The 15,507-nt window shown below is 43.0% G+C and carries 15 protein-coding genes; 5 read left to right on the plus strand and 10 right to left on the minus strand.

Annotated features, from left to right (window positions below):
* Window positions 1–814: 814 nt before the first annotated feature.
* Window positions 815–1,465, minus strand: a complete 651-nt coding sequence (locus G475_RS0104805) for an NfeD family protein (protein ID WP_026700308.1) — start codon at window positions 1,463–1,465, stop codon at window positions 815–817.
* A 164-nt stretch (window positions 1,466–1,629) separates the two neighbouring features.
* A complete protein-coding gene (locus tag G475_RS0104810) occupies window positions 1,630–2,520 on the minus strand; it encodes a DUF1002 domain-containing protein (protein WP_026700309.1) in 891 nt (296 codons plus the stop codon).
* 109 nt (window positions 2,521–2,629) lie between these two features.
* On the opposite strand from G475_RS0104810, the gene G475_RS0104815 reads away from it, so the two are divergent.
* On the plus strand, window positions 2,630–2,953 hold the full coding sequence (locus G475_RS0104815) for a hypothetical protein (protein ID WP_026700310.1): 324 nt from the start codon (window positions 2,630–2,632) through the stop codon (window positions 2,951–2,953).
* A gap of 141 nt (window positions 2,954–3,094) precedes the next feature.
* Window positions 3,095–4,216, plus strand: a complete 1,122-nt coding sequence (gene ispG / locus G475_RS0104820; protein WP_026700311.1) for a flavodoxin-dependent (E)-4-hydroxy-3-methylbut-2-enyl-diphosphate synthase — start codon at window positions 3,095–3,097, stop codon at window positions 4,214–4,216.
* 76 nt (window positions 4,217–4,292) lie between these two features.
* Here ispG and G475_RS0104825 read toward each other — a convergent pair whose 3' ends face one another.
* The 5 genes from G475_RS0104825 to G475_RS0104845 form a co-directional block, all read right to left on the minus strand.
* Complete coding sequence (locus G475_RS0104825; protein WP_051302173.1) at window positions 4,293–4,715, minus strand: DUF4190 domain-containing protein; 423 nt, start codon at window positions 4,713–4,715, stop codon at window positions 4,293–4,295.
* A gap of 113 nt (window positions 4,716–4,828) precedes the next feature.
* Complete coding sequence (locus G475_RS0104830; protein WP_026700313.1) at window positions 4,829–5,260, minus strand: Fur family transcriptional regulator; 432 nt, start codon at window positions 5,258–5,260, stop codon at window positions 4,829–4,831.
* A complete protein-coding gene (locus G475_RS0104835) occupies window positions 5,257–6,096 on the minus strand; it encodes a metal ABC transporter permease (protein ID WP_026700314.1) in 840 nt (279 codons plus the stop codon). The genes G475_RS0104830 and G475_RS0104835 overlap by 4 nt, the downstream gene beginning before the upstream one ends.
* A gap of 59 nt (window positions 6,097–6,155) precedes the next feature.
* Window positions 6,156–7,034, minus strand: a complete 879-nt coding sequence (locus G475_RS0104840) for a metal ABC transporter permease (protein WP_026700315.1) — start codon at window positions 7,032–7,034, stop codon at window positions 6,156–6,158.
* A 1-nt stretch (window position 7,035) separates the two neighbouring features.
* Entirely contained in the window at window positions 7,036–7,806 is a 771-nt protein-coding gene (locus tag G475_RS0104845; RefSeq protein ID WP_026700316.1) for a metal ABC transporter ATP-binding protein, read from the minus strand.
* Between the two features lie 176 nt (window positions 7,807–7,982).
* Between G475_RS0104845 and ppx the strand changes: the two genes are divergently transcribed.
* Both ppx and G475_RS0104855 read left to right on the plus strand, forming a co-directional pair.
* Entirely contained in the window at window positions 7,983–9,557 is a 1,575-nt protein-coding gene (ppx, locus tag G475_RS24250; protein WP_035710257.1) for an exopolyphosphatase, read from the plus strand.
* 44 nt (window positions 9,558–9,601) lie between these two features.
* Window positions 9,602–11,713, plus strand: a complete 2,112-nt coding sequence (locus G475_RS0104855; RefSeq protein WP_026700317.1) for an RNA degradosome polyphosphate kinase — start codon at window positions 9,602–9,604, stop codon at window positions 11,711–11,713.
* A gap of 48 nt (window positions 11,714–11,761) precedes the next feature.
* On the opposite strand, the gene G475_RS24255 is transcribed toward G475_RS0104855, so the two are convergent.
* Together G475_RS24255 and G475_RS26270 are read right to left on the minus strand one after the other, a co-directional pair.
* A complete protein-coding gene (locus G475_RS24255; protein WP_051302175.1) occupies window positions 11,762–12,448 on the minus strand; it encodes a lytic transglycosylase domain-containing protein in 687 nt (228 codons plus the stop codon).
* A gap of 255 nt (window positions 12,449–12,703) precedes the next feature.
* Window positions 12,704–14,080 (minus strand): two-component system sensor histidine kinase NtrB, encoded by a 1,377-nt coding sequence (locus G475_RS26270; protein WP_051302179.1) that lies wholly within the window; start codon window positions 14,078–14,080, stop codon window positions 12,704–12,706.
* Window positions 14,081–14,312: 232 nt separating this feature from the next.
* Between G475_RS26270 and G475_RS0104870 the strand changes: the two genes are divergently transcribed.
* The gene (locus G475_RS0104870; RefSeq protein ID WP_026700318.1) at window positions 14,313–14,570 is read left to right on the plus strand and encodes a DUF2624 family protein; all 258 of its coding nucleotides are present in this window, start codon (window positions 14,313–14,315) and stop codon (window positions 14,568–14,570) included.
* A 38-nt stretch (window positions 14,571–14,608) separates the two neighbouring features.
* On the opposite strand, the gene G475_RS0104875 is transcribed toward G475_RS0104870, so the two are convergent.
* On the minus strand, window positions 14,609–15,496 hold the full coding sequence (locus G475_RS0104875) for a deoxyribonuclease IV (protein ID WP_026700319.1): 888 nt from the start codon (window positions 15,494–15,496) through the stop codon (window positions 14,609–14,611).
* Between the last annotated feature and the right edge of the window lie 11 nt (window positions 15,497–15,507).

Below are 15,507 nucleotides of genomic sequence, written 5' to 3' on the forward strand. Positions count from 1 at the left end.
TAAGAAAAGCAGAAGGCAGAAACCTACTGGTCCTAGCGCGGCACCGGCCCCCCCTTTTGCCGCGGGCATGGCCGCAGCCTCCACGAGCTTATTCTTCACTCTGCGGGGACTTCGCCTCATGCATATAAAGGAAACAGAATAAAACCGCACCTCGCCGAAAAAAGGACGGAGACAATACATTAGTAGATAAAAATGAGTCTGGGACAAAACATTATCATGGACAAAAAATCCGAACGATTTTTCCATAAATCGTTCGGATTTTTGTGTATTGTTCTATCGCTGCGTCAAAATAGGTCGCTTTCCGCGGGCACGGCCTCTTTAAAGGAGGATCGGCTAAGAGCGGCACGTCCTGTGCCAACGCCGACCTGACCCGCATCCTGCGGGCCCTCGGCAGAAAAAAATCTGCCTGCGGGGTCTCGAGACTCGTGCTTTTCCCGCAGGAGTCGACCTATTTTGACTCCGCTGAATGGACGTTCTTGTTATATAAACCCTAAGATGTCCGTTTTACCAATTTTTCTTTCGTTTGGCCCAACCTCCCTCTCTATTCAGCCGAGGCCGGCCACGGAGACTCCAGATTCACTTGATAATGCGATCTTCTTTACCATGAGCTGAAGCCGTCCCCATGGAAAGCGCAGTGACCGGGTGCAGCGATCCCATCGTCATTGTTTTGTTCGGGTTTTCGGCCAGCTCCTATCCTTCTGTCCCGGCCTTCTGTCCCGGCCTCATTTCGTTCTTTACTATTTATCGCTTCGTCATAACTAGAATACGAAATGTTCAGGTTTTCGCCGTTACTTTTATCTTTTGTCCCGGCTCTTTAATGATTATCCTGTGTTTCTTCTTCCTGCCGCTGTATTAAGATTTTCGTGCCGTCCACGGCTGTAACGGTTACTATTTCATCGGCCTCGAGCCATTGATCTCCGCTTGTGGCACTGTAATGCCGTCCATCCACAATGATAGTACCCGTAGGACGAAAAGGGGTCAAGGTTTTAGCGTTTTTCCCTTCCAGCTCTTTATAGGATTCATTCATCGAATTATAACCCTGTTCCGTTCCCAATTGATCTCGCAGTGTCATTTTCGACCAGAGGTTACGGCTTGGGAATACTTTCAAAAATAAACCGGAGGCAAACAAACCGCTTATATACCCAAAAACCACTAAAATTCCGTAAGTAATCGACGGGGTAGGCACAGCGAGTCCCAGTCCCATAAGCAAAGCACCAAATAAAGCAATGGTACCGTCACTGATCACCTTTCCGTCTAATATAATTAACGCAACCCCTAGAAGATACAGAATAATGATCCACATATTTCCGCCTGCATCAATATGATAAGAGAAAAACAGGCTCATAAAAGCAATACCCAATACAGCAAACAAGCCCTTTGCTTTTACCAGCATTTCCCCCATTAAAAATAACGTTCCTAAAAACACAACTAAAAAGCCGACACTGGCATATGAAAGCCATTCCAAGGTAACCAGCTCCTTTTGAGCATAAAATTCAAACGTGCTTAACATGCTGCTGCTATCCTTACGTTCAGCAGCCTTTATGGTTTCACCTTCTATTTTACCTCTTTCCTGCTTTTATTTCACTCATAAAAACGCCGTCTTTCAAGAAAGACGGCGTGCACCCTGGCCTAGGCTGATTCTTCTTCGCTTCCAAACCATCCGCGAAGAGAGTCGATTAACTCATTGATAAAATCCAAAAAGCTTGAAATAAACGATTGGGTATCTTCCCTGTTTAAAAATTCATCCAAATTATCCCGGATATTCGTTATTTGGTCCTGTACCTGGTTCCAATCGATATCCAAATTCTGCATTCTCTCAAACAGGGACACAAGACCGTTCATCTCCTCTTCGGTCAATTCCACCCCAAGATCGTTGGCAATCCGTTCAATCAGATCGCGGAGATCCTCTTCCGTTTCAATATTTTCATTGCTGATTTCTTCTTTAATCCGTGTAATAAGCTCGGTTGCTTCCTCTGTCCCGATACTTTCCCCTAATTCCGATGTTTTTACCATCTCTTCATTCGCTACTTTTTTCTGTTCTTCTGAAATGTCAATATCATTTTGGATCTCGTAAGCCTTGATTAACCCTGTCAAACCTGCAGTCCCGGAAACAGAAAACGGCGCAGTAACATACACTTGGGCATCTTCCACTCCCGCAGTGACAAGCGCATTCGCATACATGCCTTCGGTCACCTTATTTATGTTATTCGTTTCCACACTAATTCCTTCGCCTTCAGCAGCTATCGTTATTTTAGAAGAAGAAAGGGCATTGCTTCCAATGTCATCCCCGAGGTATTCTCCTAAATATTCATATTCTTCTTCATTCGATACCGTCACCATTTCCACATTTTCATCTACTTCCATTTCATTCAGAAGAGAACTCCGCTGGTCTTCACTTAAATCTTCTCCCAAAGTAACAATCACATCCCCTTCGGTTGCCTCCGCAAATACGGCAGAAGGAGTGAGTGCCGTCATGACCACAGCTAAACATCCCAATAAAGATTTTTTTATTACTGTCATAATCATTCTCCTTTTATTATCCATTATTAGTAACAGCCCGTTCTTATTTCGCCCTTTCCTGCATATAATTACATTATAAAGAGAATTCGTCCAGCCGGAGGAATAAAATATGAAAAAATTATTATTTATCTGCGCTTTTATTTTACTCTCTGCGTCTATTTATTATGATGTAACAGATGGAACATTGGCAAGTCCTTCTTCCGGGGATAGTGATCCCTCCAACACCTCCACTATTATAGACGAGCAAGCAGGAAGAGAAGTTACAGTTGAACCTGGCCAGACGGTTTTGTCGATTGTAGAAAGACTGCACGACCAGCCGGTGCATGCCAGTATCGAAAAAATAAGCAATGATTTTAAGGAACTGAACAACGGCGTAGAGCCCACAGATATCGAAGTGGACAAGTCTTACTATTTTCCCGTTTATTCGCCCTGATTGTCTTCATTTTTAAAGGCCTTTGCTTGCCAAACCATTCAAAACGCTGATACAATTAGGACTGATCCTGGTTGATAATATATAATGACTGTAAGTAAAAAATCGATGAAACGTATCATCATAAAAGGGGCGAATGGATTGATGAACCAAATCACCCATCGTACGGAAACAAGACAGGTAAAGGTTGGAAACCTCGTTATCGGAGGAAATGATGAAGTTGTTGTGCAAAGTATGACAACGACAAAAACAGATGATGTGGAAGCAACCGTGAATGAAATTCACCGGCTGGAAGAAGCCGGCTGCCAGATCGTAAGGGTGGCCTGCCCCGATATGCCGGCGGCTGAAGCCATTCCGGAAATAAAAAAACAAATTAACATCCCGCTTGTTGTTGATATTCATTTCGACTATCGCATGGCTTTAAAGGCCATAGAAGGCGGCGCCGATAAAATCCGCATTAACCCGGGCAACATCGGCAGCCGGGAAAAAGTCGAGGCTGTGGTGAAAGCAGCCAAGGCCAAAAATATCCCGATTCGTATTGGGGTAAATGCCGGGTCTCTAGAAAGAGGCATTTTAGAAAAATACGGTTATCCTACCGCAGACGGGATGGTGGAAAGCGCCCTTCACCATATAAAAATTCTGGAGGAGCTGGACTTCTACGATATCGTCGTTTCCATGAAAGCTTCCGATGTTCACCTGGCTATTGAAGCTTATGAAAAAGCAGCCCAGGCCTTCTCTTACCCACTGCATTTGGGGATAACTGAATCAGGCACTCAATTTGCAGGAACGGTCAAGAGTTCAGCGGGGCTTGGTGCAATTCTAAGTAAAGGGATCGGCAGTACCCTGCGGATTTCCCTGAGTGCTGATCCGGTGGAAGAAGTGAAAGTCGGCAGAGAATTGTTAAAGACGTTCGGACTCGCGTCCAACGCAGCCACTTTGATTTCCTGCCCCACCTGCGGTCGGATCGAAATTGATCTAATCAGTATTGCCAATGATGTGGAAGACTACATCTCCACCATTAAGGCTCCTGTCAAAGTCGCCGTCCTTGGTTGTGCCGTCAACGGACCGGGCGAGGCAAGAGAAGCGGACATAGGAATCGCCGGTGCCAAAGGAGAAGGACTATTATTCCGGCACGGGGAAATTATCCGCAAAGTACCGGAGGAAACAATGGTTGACGAACTGAAAAAAGAAGTCGATAAAATTGCCGAAGAGCATTATGCCAAAGAAGCACAGGCAAAAGAAGACGAAGCAGCAGCCACCAACTAATCAGCATCGGCGGTGCTTAATAATCTGCAAAAAAAGCTGTTCCGAACGTTATAGTTCGGAACAGCTTTTTTTATACCTAAAAGAATGGTGCGAATAATACAGTCATGGCAATGGAAAAAGCCCCAAGCCCAATTGCCCACCAGCCGAGGCCTTTTGCTTCTCTTCTGAGAGCAAAAATACCGAGAACTATACCAGCGCCTCCCGTAATGGCAGGAAGAAAAAATAAAGAACATATGCTTAAAATGAGAGCTGTTACACCAATGCCTTTCCCAATAGACTCATCATTTACATCTGCTTCCATTGTTGCATCCTGCTCTTCTTCTTCCCGTTCCGGCTCCGCCAGGTTTGATTTACTGCCAATTCCCGGCGCAGCTATTTCGGAGGCATTTTCCATGGTATAATCTTCTTCTTCAATCTCAACATCGTCAGGACCCTTTTCTTTGGGCACAGTATCCATCGCATCAGTCGACTGTTCATTCAGACGACGCTCTTCATCCATGCTGCTGCCCCTCCCTGCTCTTATTAAGGGATTCTCCAAAGCATCCTCCTTAAAAGTAAGAGCAGTTATAGTATGGCACAAAGCAGTTCAGTTCACCCTGCCAATTTCAAGCATTAAGCCTGAACCGCAGCAGAACTGCATTCCGGACAGTAGCCGTAAATCTCGAATTTATGGCCTGTCACCTGGAATTCTTCCTCTTCGCTGTCCTCCAGCCAATCCATCGGACATGCATGAATTTGCTTGGTTTTTCCACAGTCCAGGCATATTAAATGATGATGATGGCGGGTCGTGGAACATTGAAACCGAAATCGTTTTTCTCCTTCAAGTTCCGTTACTTCAAGAATCTCCATTTCTTCAAACAGGGATAAATTCCGGTATACTGTATCAAAACTGATATTAGGATAATTCATTTGCAGTGCGGAAAGGACATCTTTTGCGGACAAATACCGCTTTTCCTGAGCAAATACCGAAAGGATTTCCTCGCGCTTCCCTGTAAATTTATACCCTTTTTCTTTTAATTGGGATAAAGCCTGTTCTACATTCATAAATGCTCCCCCCTGCTGAATATACGTATGTGTATTGAATTCCAAGCCAGAATAAAAAGTAATAGGAATGCCGCAAGGACGACAATCACGCCTCCCGTTGCGATGTCCAGGTAATACGAACCGTAAACACCTGCTATAACAGCCGTTTCCCCTATCATAACACTCCATAGAAATAATGTCCGGAAACTTTTTGCCACCTGCAGAGCAGCCGCTGCCGGCAGGGAAATCAAAGCTCCGACAAGCAGGATGCCCACCACTTTCATCGACATGGAAATAACAAGGGCGGTCAAAAGGGAAAATAAAAAATTAAAGAACTTCACTGAAATACCGGATACCCCAGCCGCCTCCTGATCAAATGAAACAAATGTCAGTTCCTTAAAAAACAACAGAAACAGACCAATAACAAGAAAAAAAGTAATTGTTATAAAAACAAGATCCTGATTTGTCACAGAAACCACGCTTCCAAACAAATAATCGTACCATTCATTGTAACCAGATGATGCCAGGCTCATGAAAATAGCACTCATCCCAATTCCCGCCGATAAAATGATCGGAGCAGCCAGTTCTTGAAAAGACCGGTACACCTGCCTTAGTTTTTCAATAAACAGAGAACCCGCAAGAGAAAAAATAAATCCTGCATACAACGGGTTAACCGGCAATATTTCAATGGTCTGTCCCAGAAGTACTCCCGCAGAAATACCGGTCAGCGTAACATGAGAGAGAGATTCTGAAATGATGGAGGAACGTCGGACAGCCAGCAGCGTGCCTAAAACCGGTGCAATCACGCCGATGAAAAGCGCTGCTAAAAATCCCCGTTCAATAAACGATAATTCCATGTCTTATCCTCTCCGTTTAATTAATATCATTTTATACAGTATCGGGCATATTCAGCAACTCATTCGAATTCTGCTGAGGGTTCTCTCCGTTTCAACAGTCTTGCCGGCATACCGGCAGCTTTTCGAAAACCAAGTACAATCAGCAGTATGAATAACGACGTCATGACAATCATCCCTCCGGAGGATACATCCAAATAAAACGCCGTCAACATACCGGTTATAACAGAACATTCCCCAATCATCACGGCATAAAAGAACATCTGTTTAAAACTTTTCGACAGCTGAACCGCCGCGGCAACCGGAAGGGTCATTAAAGAGGAGACCAGTAAAATGCCAACGACCTTCATGGAAGAAGCAATCACCAATGCTGTCATGATAATAAACATTGTATTAATACTCCTGCCTGCAATACCGTTTACTTTCGCCTGCTCTTCATCAAAAGAAAGGAACATTAATTCTTTATAAAACAGAAGCAGCAATCCGGTTACAATCACCGTAAGAGCGGAAATCGCAAGAAAGTCCTCCTCCGTGACTGCAATGATGCTTCCAAACAAATACTGAAACAAGTCATTATTAAATCCATCCGCCAGGGAAATAAATACAACCCCGAGACCAATCCCTGTCGACAGCATAATGGGCACAGACAGCTCCTGATACGCTGTATACAGGCGGCGGAGCTTTTCTATCAATAAAGAACTCACCACAGCAAATCCCATCCCCATATATAAAGGGTTATACAACTGCAAAAACGTAAAAGTCTGGGCGAGCAATAAGTGAAAGGCTATACCAGTCAGGGTAATATGAGATAATGCATCTGTAATCAAAGCTAATCTGCGGACGACAATAAATACACCGATAACCGGTGCTAAAAATCCAACCATCACGCCAGTCCATAATGCATGCTGGAGAAAGTCATAATTCAAAAAGGCACTGATCATTTTACTGTCCTCCGTGGTCATGATGGATTACCTGCACATCATGGCCGTATAGGGACGAGAGCTCACTTGTTTCAAATTCCCGGGAACTCCCGTGAAAATGCAGAGTCTGATTCAGACAGGCTACGCTGGTGACATAGCTGGTCATGACTCCTACATCATGAGTCACTAGTAACAGAGTAAGATCTTTCTGCTGATTCCATTTGGTTAACAATTGATAAAAAATCTCTACGGATGCTGCATCCACCCCTACTGTGGGCTCATCCAGAATAAGCACTTCCGGTTCACTGACAAGCGCTCTTGCGATAAAGACCCTTTGCTGCTGTCCCCCGGACAAGGCTCCGATATTCCGGTGTTTATATTCAAGCATTCCTACTGTTTCAAGAACTTCATCAATTTTTTGTTTGTGGCTTTTTTTCAAAAAACGAAGCAGCCCTACTTTGGCAAACAGCCCCATAGCGGTGACTTCATAAACAGTGGCCGGAAACCCTGTATTAATACTGGCAGCTTTTTGAGGAACATAGCCTATTTTTTCCCAATGCTTAAACTGTTTCAGATGTTGATCAAACAAGTGGACGTTCCCTTTATCAGGTCTGATTAATCCAAGTAAGATCTTGATGAGAGTAGATTTTCCAGATCCATTTGGCCCGACTAGGCCTAAAAACTCCCCTTTTCTGATCCTTAAATCAATATTACTTAATATTGTTTGATTTTCCCGCTTCAAACTGATGTTTTCCAACTCAATTATGGGTGTATCTGATCTGCTGTTTTCCATGGGAGTCCTCCCTGTTTTCCGTCCATTATAAGAACCGTTACGATTTATGCATTAATAGAGTATACAGCAAGTTTTCTACCTTGTAAATATAAGCGCTTCTCCGCCTTGTTCTTTATGCAACAACCGTTTATGATAAAAATAAGAACTATTTTGACAATAGGGAGCGATATAAGAAAATGAGGCCACTCAAAGAAAAAGTAGCTGTTATCGATATTGGTTCCAACTCTATCCGCTTAGTAATAAATGAACTGGATGATAAAAAAGGGACGCGGGAATTACATAACCTTAAGCAGGTTGCCCGGTTAAGTAATTACATCGATGAGAATTATTTCCTTACAGCTGAAGGAATGAAAGTGTTAAAAGAATCTCTCCAGCAGTTCGAGGAGGTCCTCCAGCACCATCACGTCACCAATGTAAAGGCGGTGGCTACCGCTGCCATTCGAAATGCCGCAAATAAAAGGCAGATTCTCGATTTTATTCATCGCGAAACCTCTCTTCATGTCCGGGTATTATCAGAGGAAGAAGAAGCGTATTATGGTTACCTTGCTGTTATCAATTCCACCTCCCATAAAGATGGCATTTCCATCGATATCGGCGGCGGGAGTACAGAGATTACGGTATTTAAAAATAAAAAACTGCAATATGCCCACAGCTTTCCCTTTGGCGCCCTCACGTTAAAAAAGAAATTTTTTCCGCAGACCGAACCTTCCAAGCAGGACTTAAAACAACTTTCAGAATATGTATTGCGTCAATTGGACAGTCTAACCTGGTTAAAAGAAGCAGAAAATCTACCAGTTATTGGAATTGGGGGAAGCGCCAGAAACATGTCTCTTGTCCATCAGGCTCAGACTAATTATCCTTTGTCCGGTCTTCATCAATATGAAATGAAAAAAGCCGACATATCCTCTATGATGCAGCTTTTTGAAAATGCGGACCTGAAGGAAAGAGAAAATATCGAAGGCCTGTCCAAAGATCGTGCTGACGTCATTATCCCTGCCGTCCGCGTTATTTATGAATTAGCAGACTATATCAGCTCTAACGATTTCATGATGAGCAGCAAAGGATTGCGGGAAGGATTATTTTTTGAAGAGATGCTGCGCGAACATTCCGCCGATTATTTTCCGGAAGTGACCGAAGAGAGTTTTTTCCAGCTGAGCCGGGAATTTGAAATGAATGAAAGTTATGTACAGGAAGTAGGAAGTATCGCACGCCAGCTTTATACTCAACTGCAGCCCTGTGTTCCAAACCATCTAAAAGAAGCAGACAATATGACCTTATTAAAAAAAAGCGCCCGGGTTCTTTATATTGGGGAGTTCATCAGTCATGAAACCAGCAGCCAGCACACTTTTTATGTGCTGACAAATCGTTCGATTGATGGAATCCCTCATTCTGAGCGGCTGGCCATGTCCTTTATAGCTTCTTTTAAATCCAAATCATGGATGAAACGGCTGTCCCAGCCATTTCAATCGTACGTATCCAAAAAGGAGTTTAAACGGTATGAATTGCTGGGAAGTATTTTAAAATTAGCCTATGCGCTGGACCGGACGAAACGGAAGGTCGTCGAATCCGTGACTGTCGAAGACAGCGGTGAATCCCTGGACCTATACATATGGTGTAAAAACGAGACATATAGTTATTTTGAAGAAGTAAAAAGCAATAAATATAAAAAGCACGTGGAGAAAGTATTAAAAAGAAATATCACGCTGCATTTTCATCCGATAACTGAGCTTAATAAAACCTTTATATTCTAATGTTACGATTGAATCAGATGTTATAAAGAAAGGTGCAGGATACCATGACTTCCGATGAATATCCAAGCGTTGATTTAAATAATCCAGCCTATTATAACAACCGGGAGTTAAGCTGGCTGGCTTTTAATGAAAGAGTCCTGGAAGAGGCCATTGACGAAACCAATCCCTTATTGGAACGCCTGAAATTCCTGGCTATCTTCAGTTCTAATCTGGACGAGTTTTTTATGGTCCGGGTGGCAGGATTAAAGGATCAGGTAGAAGCTGGATATAACAAGCCGGAAAATAAAGCAGGCCTTACTCCAAAACAGCAGTTAAAAGAAATCACAAAAAAAAATAGAGAACTGGTTCATCTCCAGGATGATTTTTTCACAGAAACGTTAATGGCTCTGCTTCATCAGGAGCATATTGAATTTTTATCACTCGAGGAACTGAACACCGAACAGTTAACCTTTGTAAAATACTATTTTAAAGAGTATATTTTCCCTGTGCTCACTCCTCTGGCTGTTGATGCTTATCGTCCTTTTCCTATTCTTTTAAGTAAGTCCATAAACCTGGCTGTTTTGTTAAAAGAAACGACCAATCTACATAACGAACAGATTGCTATTGTGCAGGTTCCTGCGGTGTTGAATCGTTTCATTAAACTCCCATCCGGAGGAACCAGCCGGAACCAATTTATTATGCTGGAGCAGGTCATCAGCGAGTTTATCGGCGAATTGTTTGTCGGATATAAAGTCTCGTCGGTCTCCCCGTTCAGGATTACCCGCAACGCAGACCTTACGATACACGAAGAAGGGGCCCGGGATCTGCTCGTGGAGATTGAAAAAGAACTCAAGAAAAGAAAATGGGGCGCCGCCGTCCGTCTGGAATATCAGATCGGTTTAATGGACAATAAAATCCTTGAATATTTAACAGAAGAGTTGGAAATTCACCCTAATGATGTCTACCGGTTAAGAGGACCGCTGGATTTGACCTTTCTGTTTTCTCTTTACAATCAATTAGCTGAAGACTCGGAGCATCTTGTATATGAGACATTAATACCTCAGCCGCCCGAGGATTTAATTAGAGAAACTGATATTTTTTCCGCTATTGAAAAAAAAGACATATTTCTTCACCACCCATATGAGTCTTTTCAGCCTGTGGTTGATTTCATGGCTGCAGCGGCCGAAGATCCGGAAGTGCTGGCTATTAAACAGACTTTGTATCGTGTCAGCGGAGATTCCCCCATTGTCCATGCGTTAGCGGAAGCAGCGGAAAACGGCAAGCAGGTAACCGTGCTTGTGGAACTGAAAGCGAGATTCGATGAAGAGAACAACATCCAATGGGCCAAAAAATTAGAAAAAGCAGGCGTCCACGTCATTTACGGAATTACAAGCTTAAAAACGCATAGTAAAATCACCCTCGTAGTCAGACAGACCCGGGGCCGTATCCAGCGTTTTGTCCACCTGGGAACAGGGAATTACAATGACTCTACAGCAAAACAGTATACAGACATGGGGCTGTTAACCTGCCGTCAGGAATTTGGAGAAGATGCCACCAATTTCTTTAACTATTTAAGCGGCTACCGCACCAAACCGGAATGGAATTATATTTCCACTTCTCCCCTTGAAATCAGAGAGCAGCTGCTGGCTTATATGGAAGAGGAAATCGCCTCCCACAAAAAGCATGGGAAAGGCCGGATCATTGCCAAAATGAACTCCCTTACCGACAAGCCGATTATTTTAAAACTGTACGAAGCGTCAAGAGCCGGAGTGAAGATTGACCTGATCGTCCGGGGCATCTGCTGCCTATGCCCTGGAATTGAGGGGATCAGTGAAAATATCACCGTCCGCAGCATCGTAGGCCGTTTTCTCGAACACAGCCGAATTTTCTTTTTCCACCATAACGGGGAGGAAAAAATGTTTCTATCGTCTGCCGACTGGATGACCCGGAACATGGAAAAACGAATCGAAATCATGTTTCCTATTTTGGAAAACGAGCTGAAAGACAGATTAAAAACAATACTGCAAATAACCCTCAAGGATAACCAAAAAGCAAGGATACAGGACGACTCCGGGAAATATCATTACGCGGTCCGGGAACATTCCGAAGAAGCCATAAACAGCCAGCTGCTTTTGTTCGAACGTGCTGCCCGTTTTATTGATCACCAGGATGAATAAAAGGCTCGTACAGGGAACCTGCTCCGCTTCTGTACGAGCCTTTTTATATTATTCAGCGGCCAGTAATTCTTCTTTCTTGTCCGCCTTCTTCTGGATTTCTTCCGCATACCAGCTTTCTGCGTTTCCATGGCGGCTTTCATATGCTTCTAAGCCCCCCACTCCGCGGTGATAAGCTGTCAAAGCCTGATCCCAGTCATTATATTTATCATGCAAGTAATCTAGATACTCAATCGATAATTGGATGGAATAATAAGGATCAAATAATAAAGAATCCCTGTATGGAAGTCCGGATAGATCTGCAATCCAGGGACCTGTGTTTTTCATGAATTGTCCCAGACCATAAGCGCGGCCGTATTCTGTCGGAGGTCCTGTCAATGTTGGGTCAAAGGTTCCCCCTGTCTCCACATGTAACAATTCATAGACAAGAGCGGGGCTGATTTCTTTTTTCTTTGCTTGATATACCATATAAGTGCCCCAGTCTAAAGGAAATTCATCCCCGCTCTCTTCCCTGAGTACAGCTGCTTCCTGCCTGGCATCCGTCCACTCATGGTAACCGGCATCCCACGTCAGCTGTTCTGATTCCTGTAAAAACGGCATCTTCTCCTCAAAATCTATGGCGTGCTCCAATTCTTCGCTTTTTCCTTCCAGCTCTTCGATGTGAGATTTATCAAAAGCAGACAACAATAACAAAACAGGCAGCAGCAGGCCTGTCCATCTCAACGATATAGAATTCAAATGATTCACCTCCGTTTCTTCTGCTTACGCAGGCTCCATTGTTGAAAACGAACCAGACGGCTCGTTCCCTTTCCGCCTTGCCCCTAAACATACAGCTTTTTGATAAACGGCCACGATACCAGTTTTTATCACAAGGGAGGGCCCCCGTCAACGAAGGTGTGTTGTTTTACATGAGTTTCCCACGATATTTTACATTCCATCCTTACATAAAAAACCAATCCTGCTTTCCTCTCACAGAATTGGTTTCTATTGGTTTTACTTAATATTTAAGGGGAAGGATAATGTTATCACGGTTCCTTTTCCTGGTTCACTCTCAATATCAAATGTGCCATTATGTTCCTGCATAATTTTTTTGCATAATGGAATCCCGACGCCAGTCCCTTTTTCTTTTGTGGTAAAGAACGGTTTCCCAATATTGCGGAGGACTTCTTCCGGAATACCTTCGCCGTTATCTTCTAAACGAATCATGAGGCTGTCATTGCGGGCATAACTTTCGAGTGAAAACCTATTGTCTTTTCTTCCTTCTGGAAACGCATCCATCGAATTACGGAGGGCATTTAAGATAATCTGTTTAAATGAAGATTCATTCACTTCGATCTGCCCTTCCACCGGTTCCACCTTGTACTGAAAATGCACCCCCTGCATCAAACACTCCGACCTCATAATATCAATAACACTGTCCAGAAGATCTCCGGGATCCTTAGGTTCTTTCTTTACTTTCTTCCGTGCTACCGAAAGAAAGTTATCAATAATCTCATTCATTCTTTCCACTTCCGATAAAATGGTATCTGAGTATTTGTGGAAGCTGTCCGTTAAAGAAGACAGCTGCAAAAACCCTTTAATCACTGATAAAGGATTCCGCAATTCATGGGCTACGCCGGCGGAAAGATAGGAGACCGATTCCATCTGATCCTGATACGTCAGAAGATGGTGATACTTTTTTTCATACGTCAGATCGTATATCATCAGTAAAACACAATGGGTTCCTTTTAAGTATACACCTTTTAAATACAGCCATTTTTCGGATTGTTCATTTTTCACTTCCAGCTCCAGCGATTTTTTCTTTTCCAGCACTTCTTCTATGAGTTTCGGTGCCACATCAAGTCCTTCTTTTGCGCTGCTTAAGACATATATATCCTTTGAAAAATGTTGAACATTGCCTTCCTTGTCTTCCATCTCCATATAAGAGTTAAAAGCATTATTGCATAATTCAATTTCCATGTCTGAATTGACGATGACACTGGCATGTTCAAACTGCTGGAGCATTTCTGAAGTTTCAATAGAAAACCCAGCATCTACGGGTTTTTGTCCAGTAAGCAATATATACTCATTGGTATACATGCCATTGTACTGGATATACATCCCTCTGTCTTTGAAAGTGTGTAAAAGGGGTACTTCCATGCATGTCCCATGCGACATGATCTTTTGCAAGAATTGTTCTGCCTGTTTTCTAAATACCGGAGGAACATAGGCGAAAAACGAATGATTTTCAGAGAATAAAGCTTTGCCCGGTTCATTCACTGATAAAATAAGCCCTTCCTTTGTAAGCAGAAGCTCAACGACATCTGTTTTCAGCTGCTCAAACTCTTCTTGAAAATCTGTTGTGCTTAATGTACGCAGCGATTGGTACATGTAACCCCTCCTTGATTAAACCAACCCCCAAATATCATTTTATATCTATAATACAATCATATCATTTTTTGCTCTATTTTCAATTATACTAAAATTTTCAAAAATTACTACATTTTTTGTTTTTTATTTGAGATTATTTTAAACCGGTACATTTCTTATTCTGCCACATACGATGGCAGGGAGTGTTTTGTCGGGCTTCATAATATTACACTATGCTGGAGGAGAGTGCCCTATGAATCATTTTAAGGAACAATGGGTTAAATACAAAATCTCGGAAATGCATCCAAAAGACCTTATTCATTATGGAAATCTCTTTGGGATTACAGTAACGTATGAAGAAGCAGCTACTGTTCTGAACATCGTACAAAACAGCAGCTGGAGCATGGACGATCAGCCTTCGTTATATGCGGTATTGGAAAAAGTGGAGCAGAATGTTTCTCCGGAAACCTTCCGTGCTATAGAACAGCTGTTTCAACAGTACTTCGGGTAAAAATCAGCAGACCAAGGAAGCGGCCTGCTGAACAATGTTTAGGAAATCAGTTCTTCTTTCATATTGTCGTTAAACGCCTTTGTACAGAGCATTTCAATTTCGTGTTTGTACGGAGGCTTTTTATTTTTCTTATCCGTTCCGACGTAAGGGGTTTCCAATATCTTAGGAACATTTTCAAAAACAGGATGATGAACGATATCCTTCAATGCATCAAATCCAATATACCCAAAACCTATGTTCTCGTGACGGTCTTTTCCCGCTCCTTTTTCATTCTTACTGTCATTGACGTGCAGTACCTTTAAACGATCCAGACCAATTATTTCATCAAACGTATGCAGCACGCCTTCAAAGTCATGTATGATATCATAGCCGGCATCATGGGTATGACAGGTATCAAAACAGACCGATAGTTTCTCGTTATGGGTGACACCGTCTATAATGGCAGCAAGTTCTTCGAAGCTGCGTCCGCATTCCGATCCTTTTCCAGCCATTGTTTCGAGCGCAATTTGTACATCCTGGGAGGGGTCAATCACTTCATTTAATCCTTCAATGATTTTAGCTATTCCTTTATCAGCTCCTTCCCCTACATGAGAGCCCGGATGCAAAACGATCTGTTTCGCTCCGATTGCTTCCGTCCTGTCCACTTCAGAACGTAAAAAGTCTACTCCGAGCTGAAAGGTTTCCGGCTTTGTGGTGTTCGCTATATTAATAATATAAGGGGCGTGGACAACCACACTTTCTATACCGTTCTCTTTCATATGCTGTCTGCCGTTCTCTATATTTAAATCCTCTATCGCTTTTCTGCGGGTGTTTTGCGGAGCGCCAGTATAAATCATCATCGCAGTCGCATGATACGATGCTGCCTCTTCACTCGAACCCAGAAGCATTTTTTTTCCATTCATAGACACGTGGGAACCTATTAACACTGTTTATTCCT

It is taken from the genome of Salibacterium aidingense DSM 18341 (genome assembly GCF_000429685.1).
Lineage (GTDB): Bacteria > Bacillota > Bacilli > Bacillales > Marinococcaceae > Salibacterium > Salibacterium aidingense.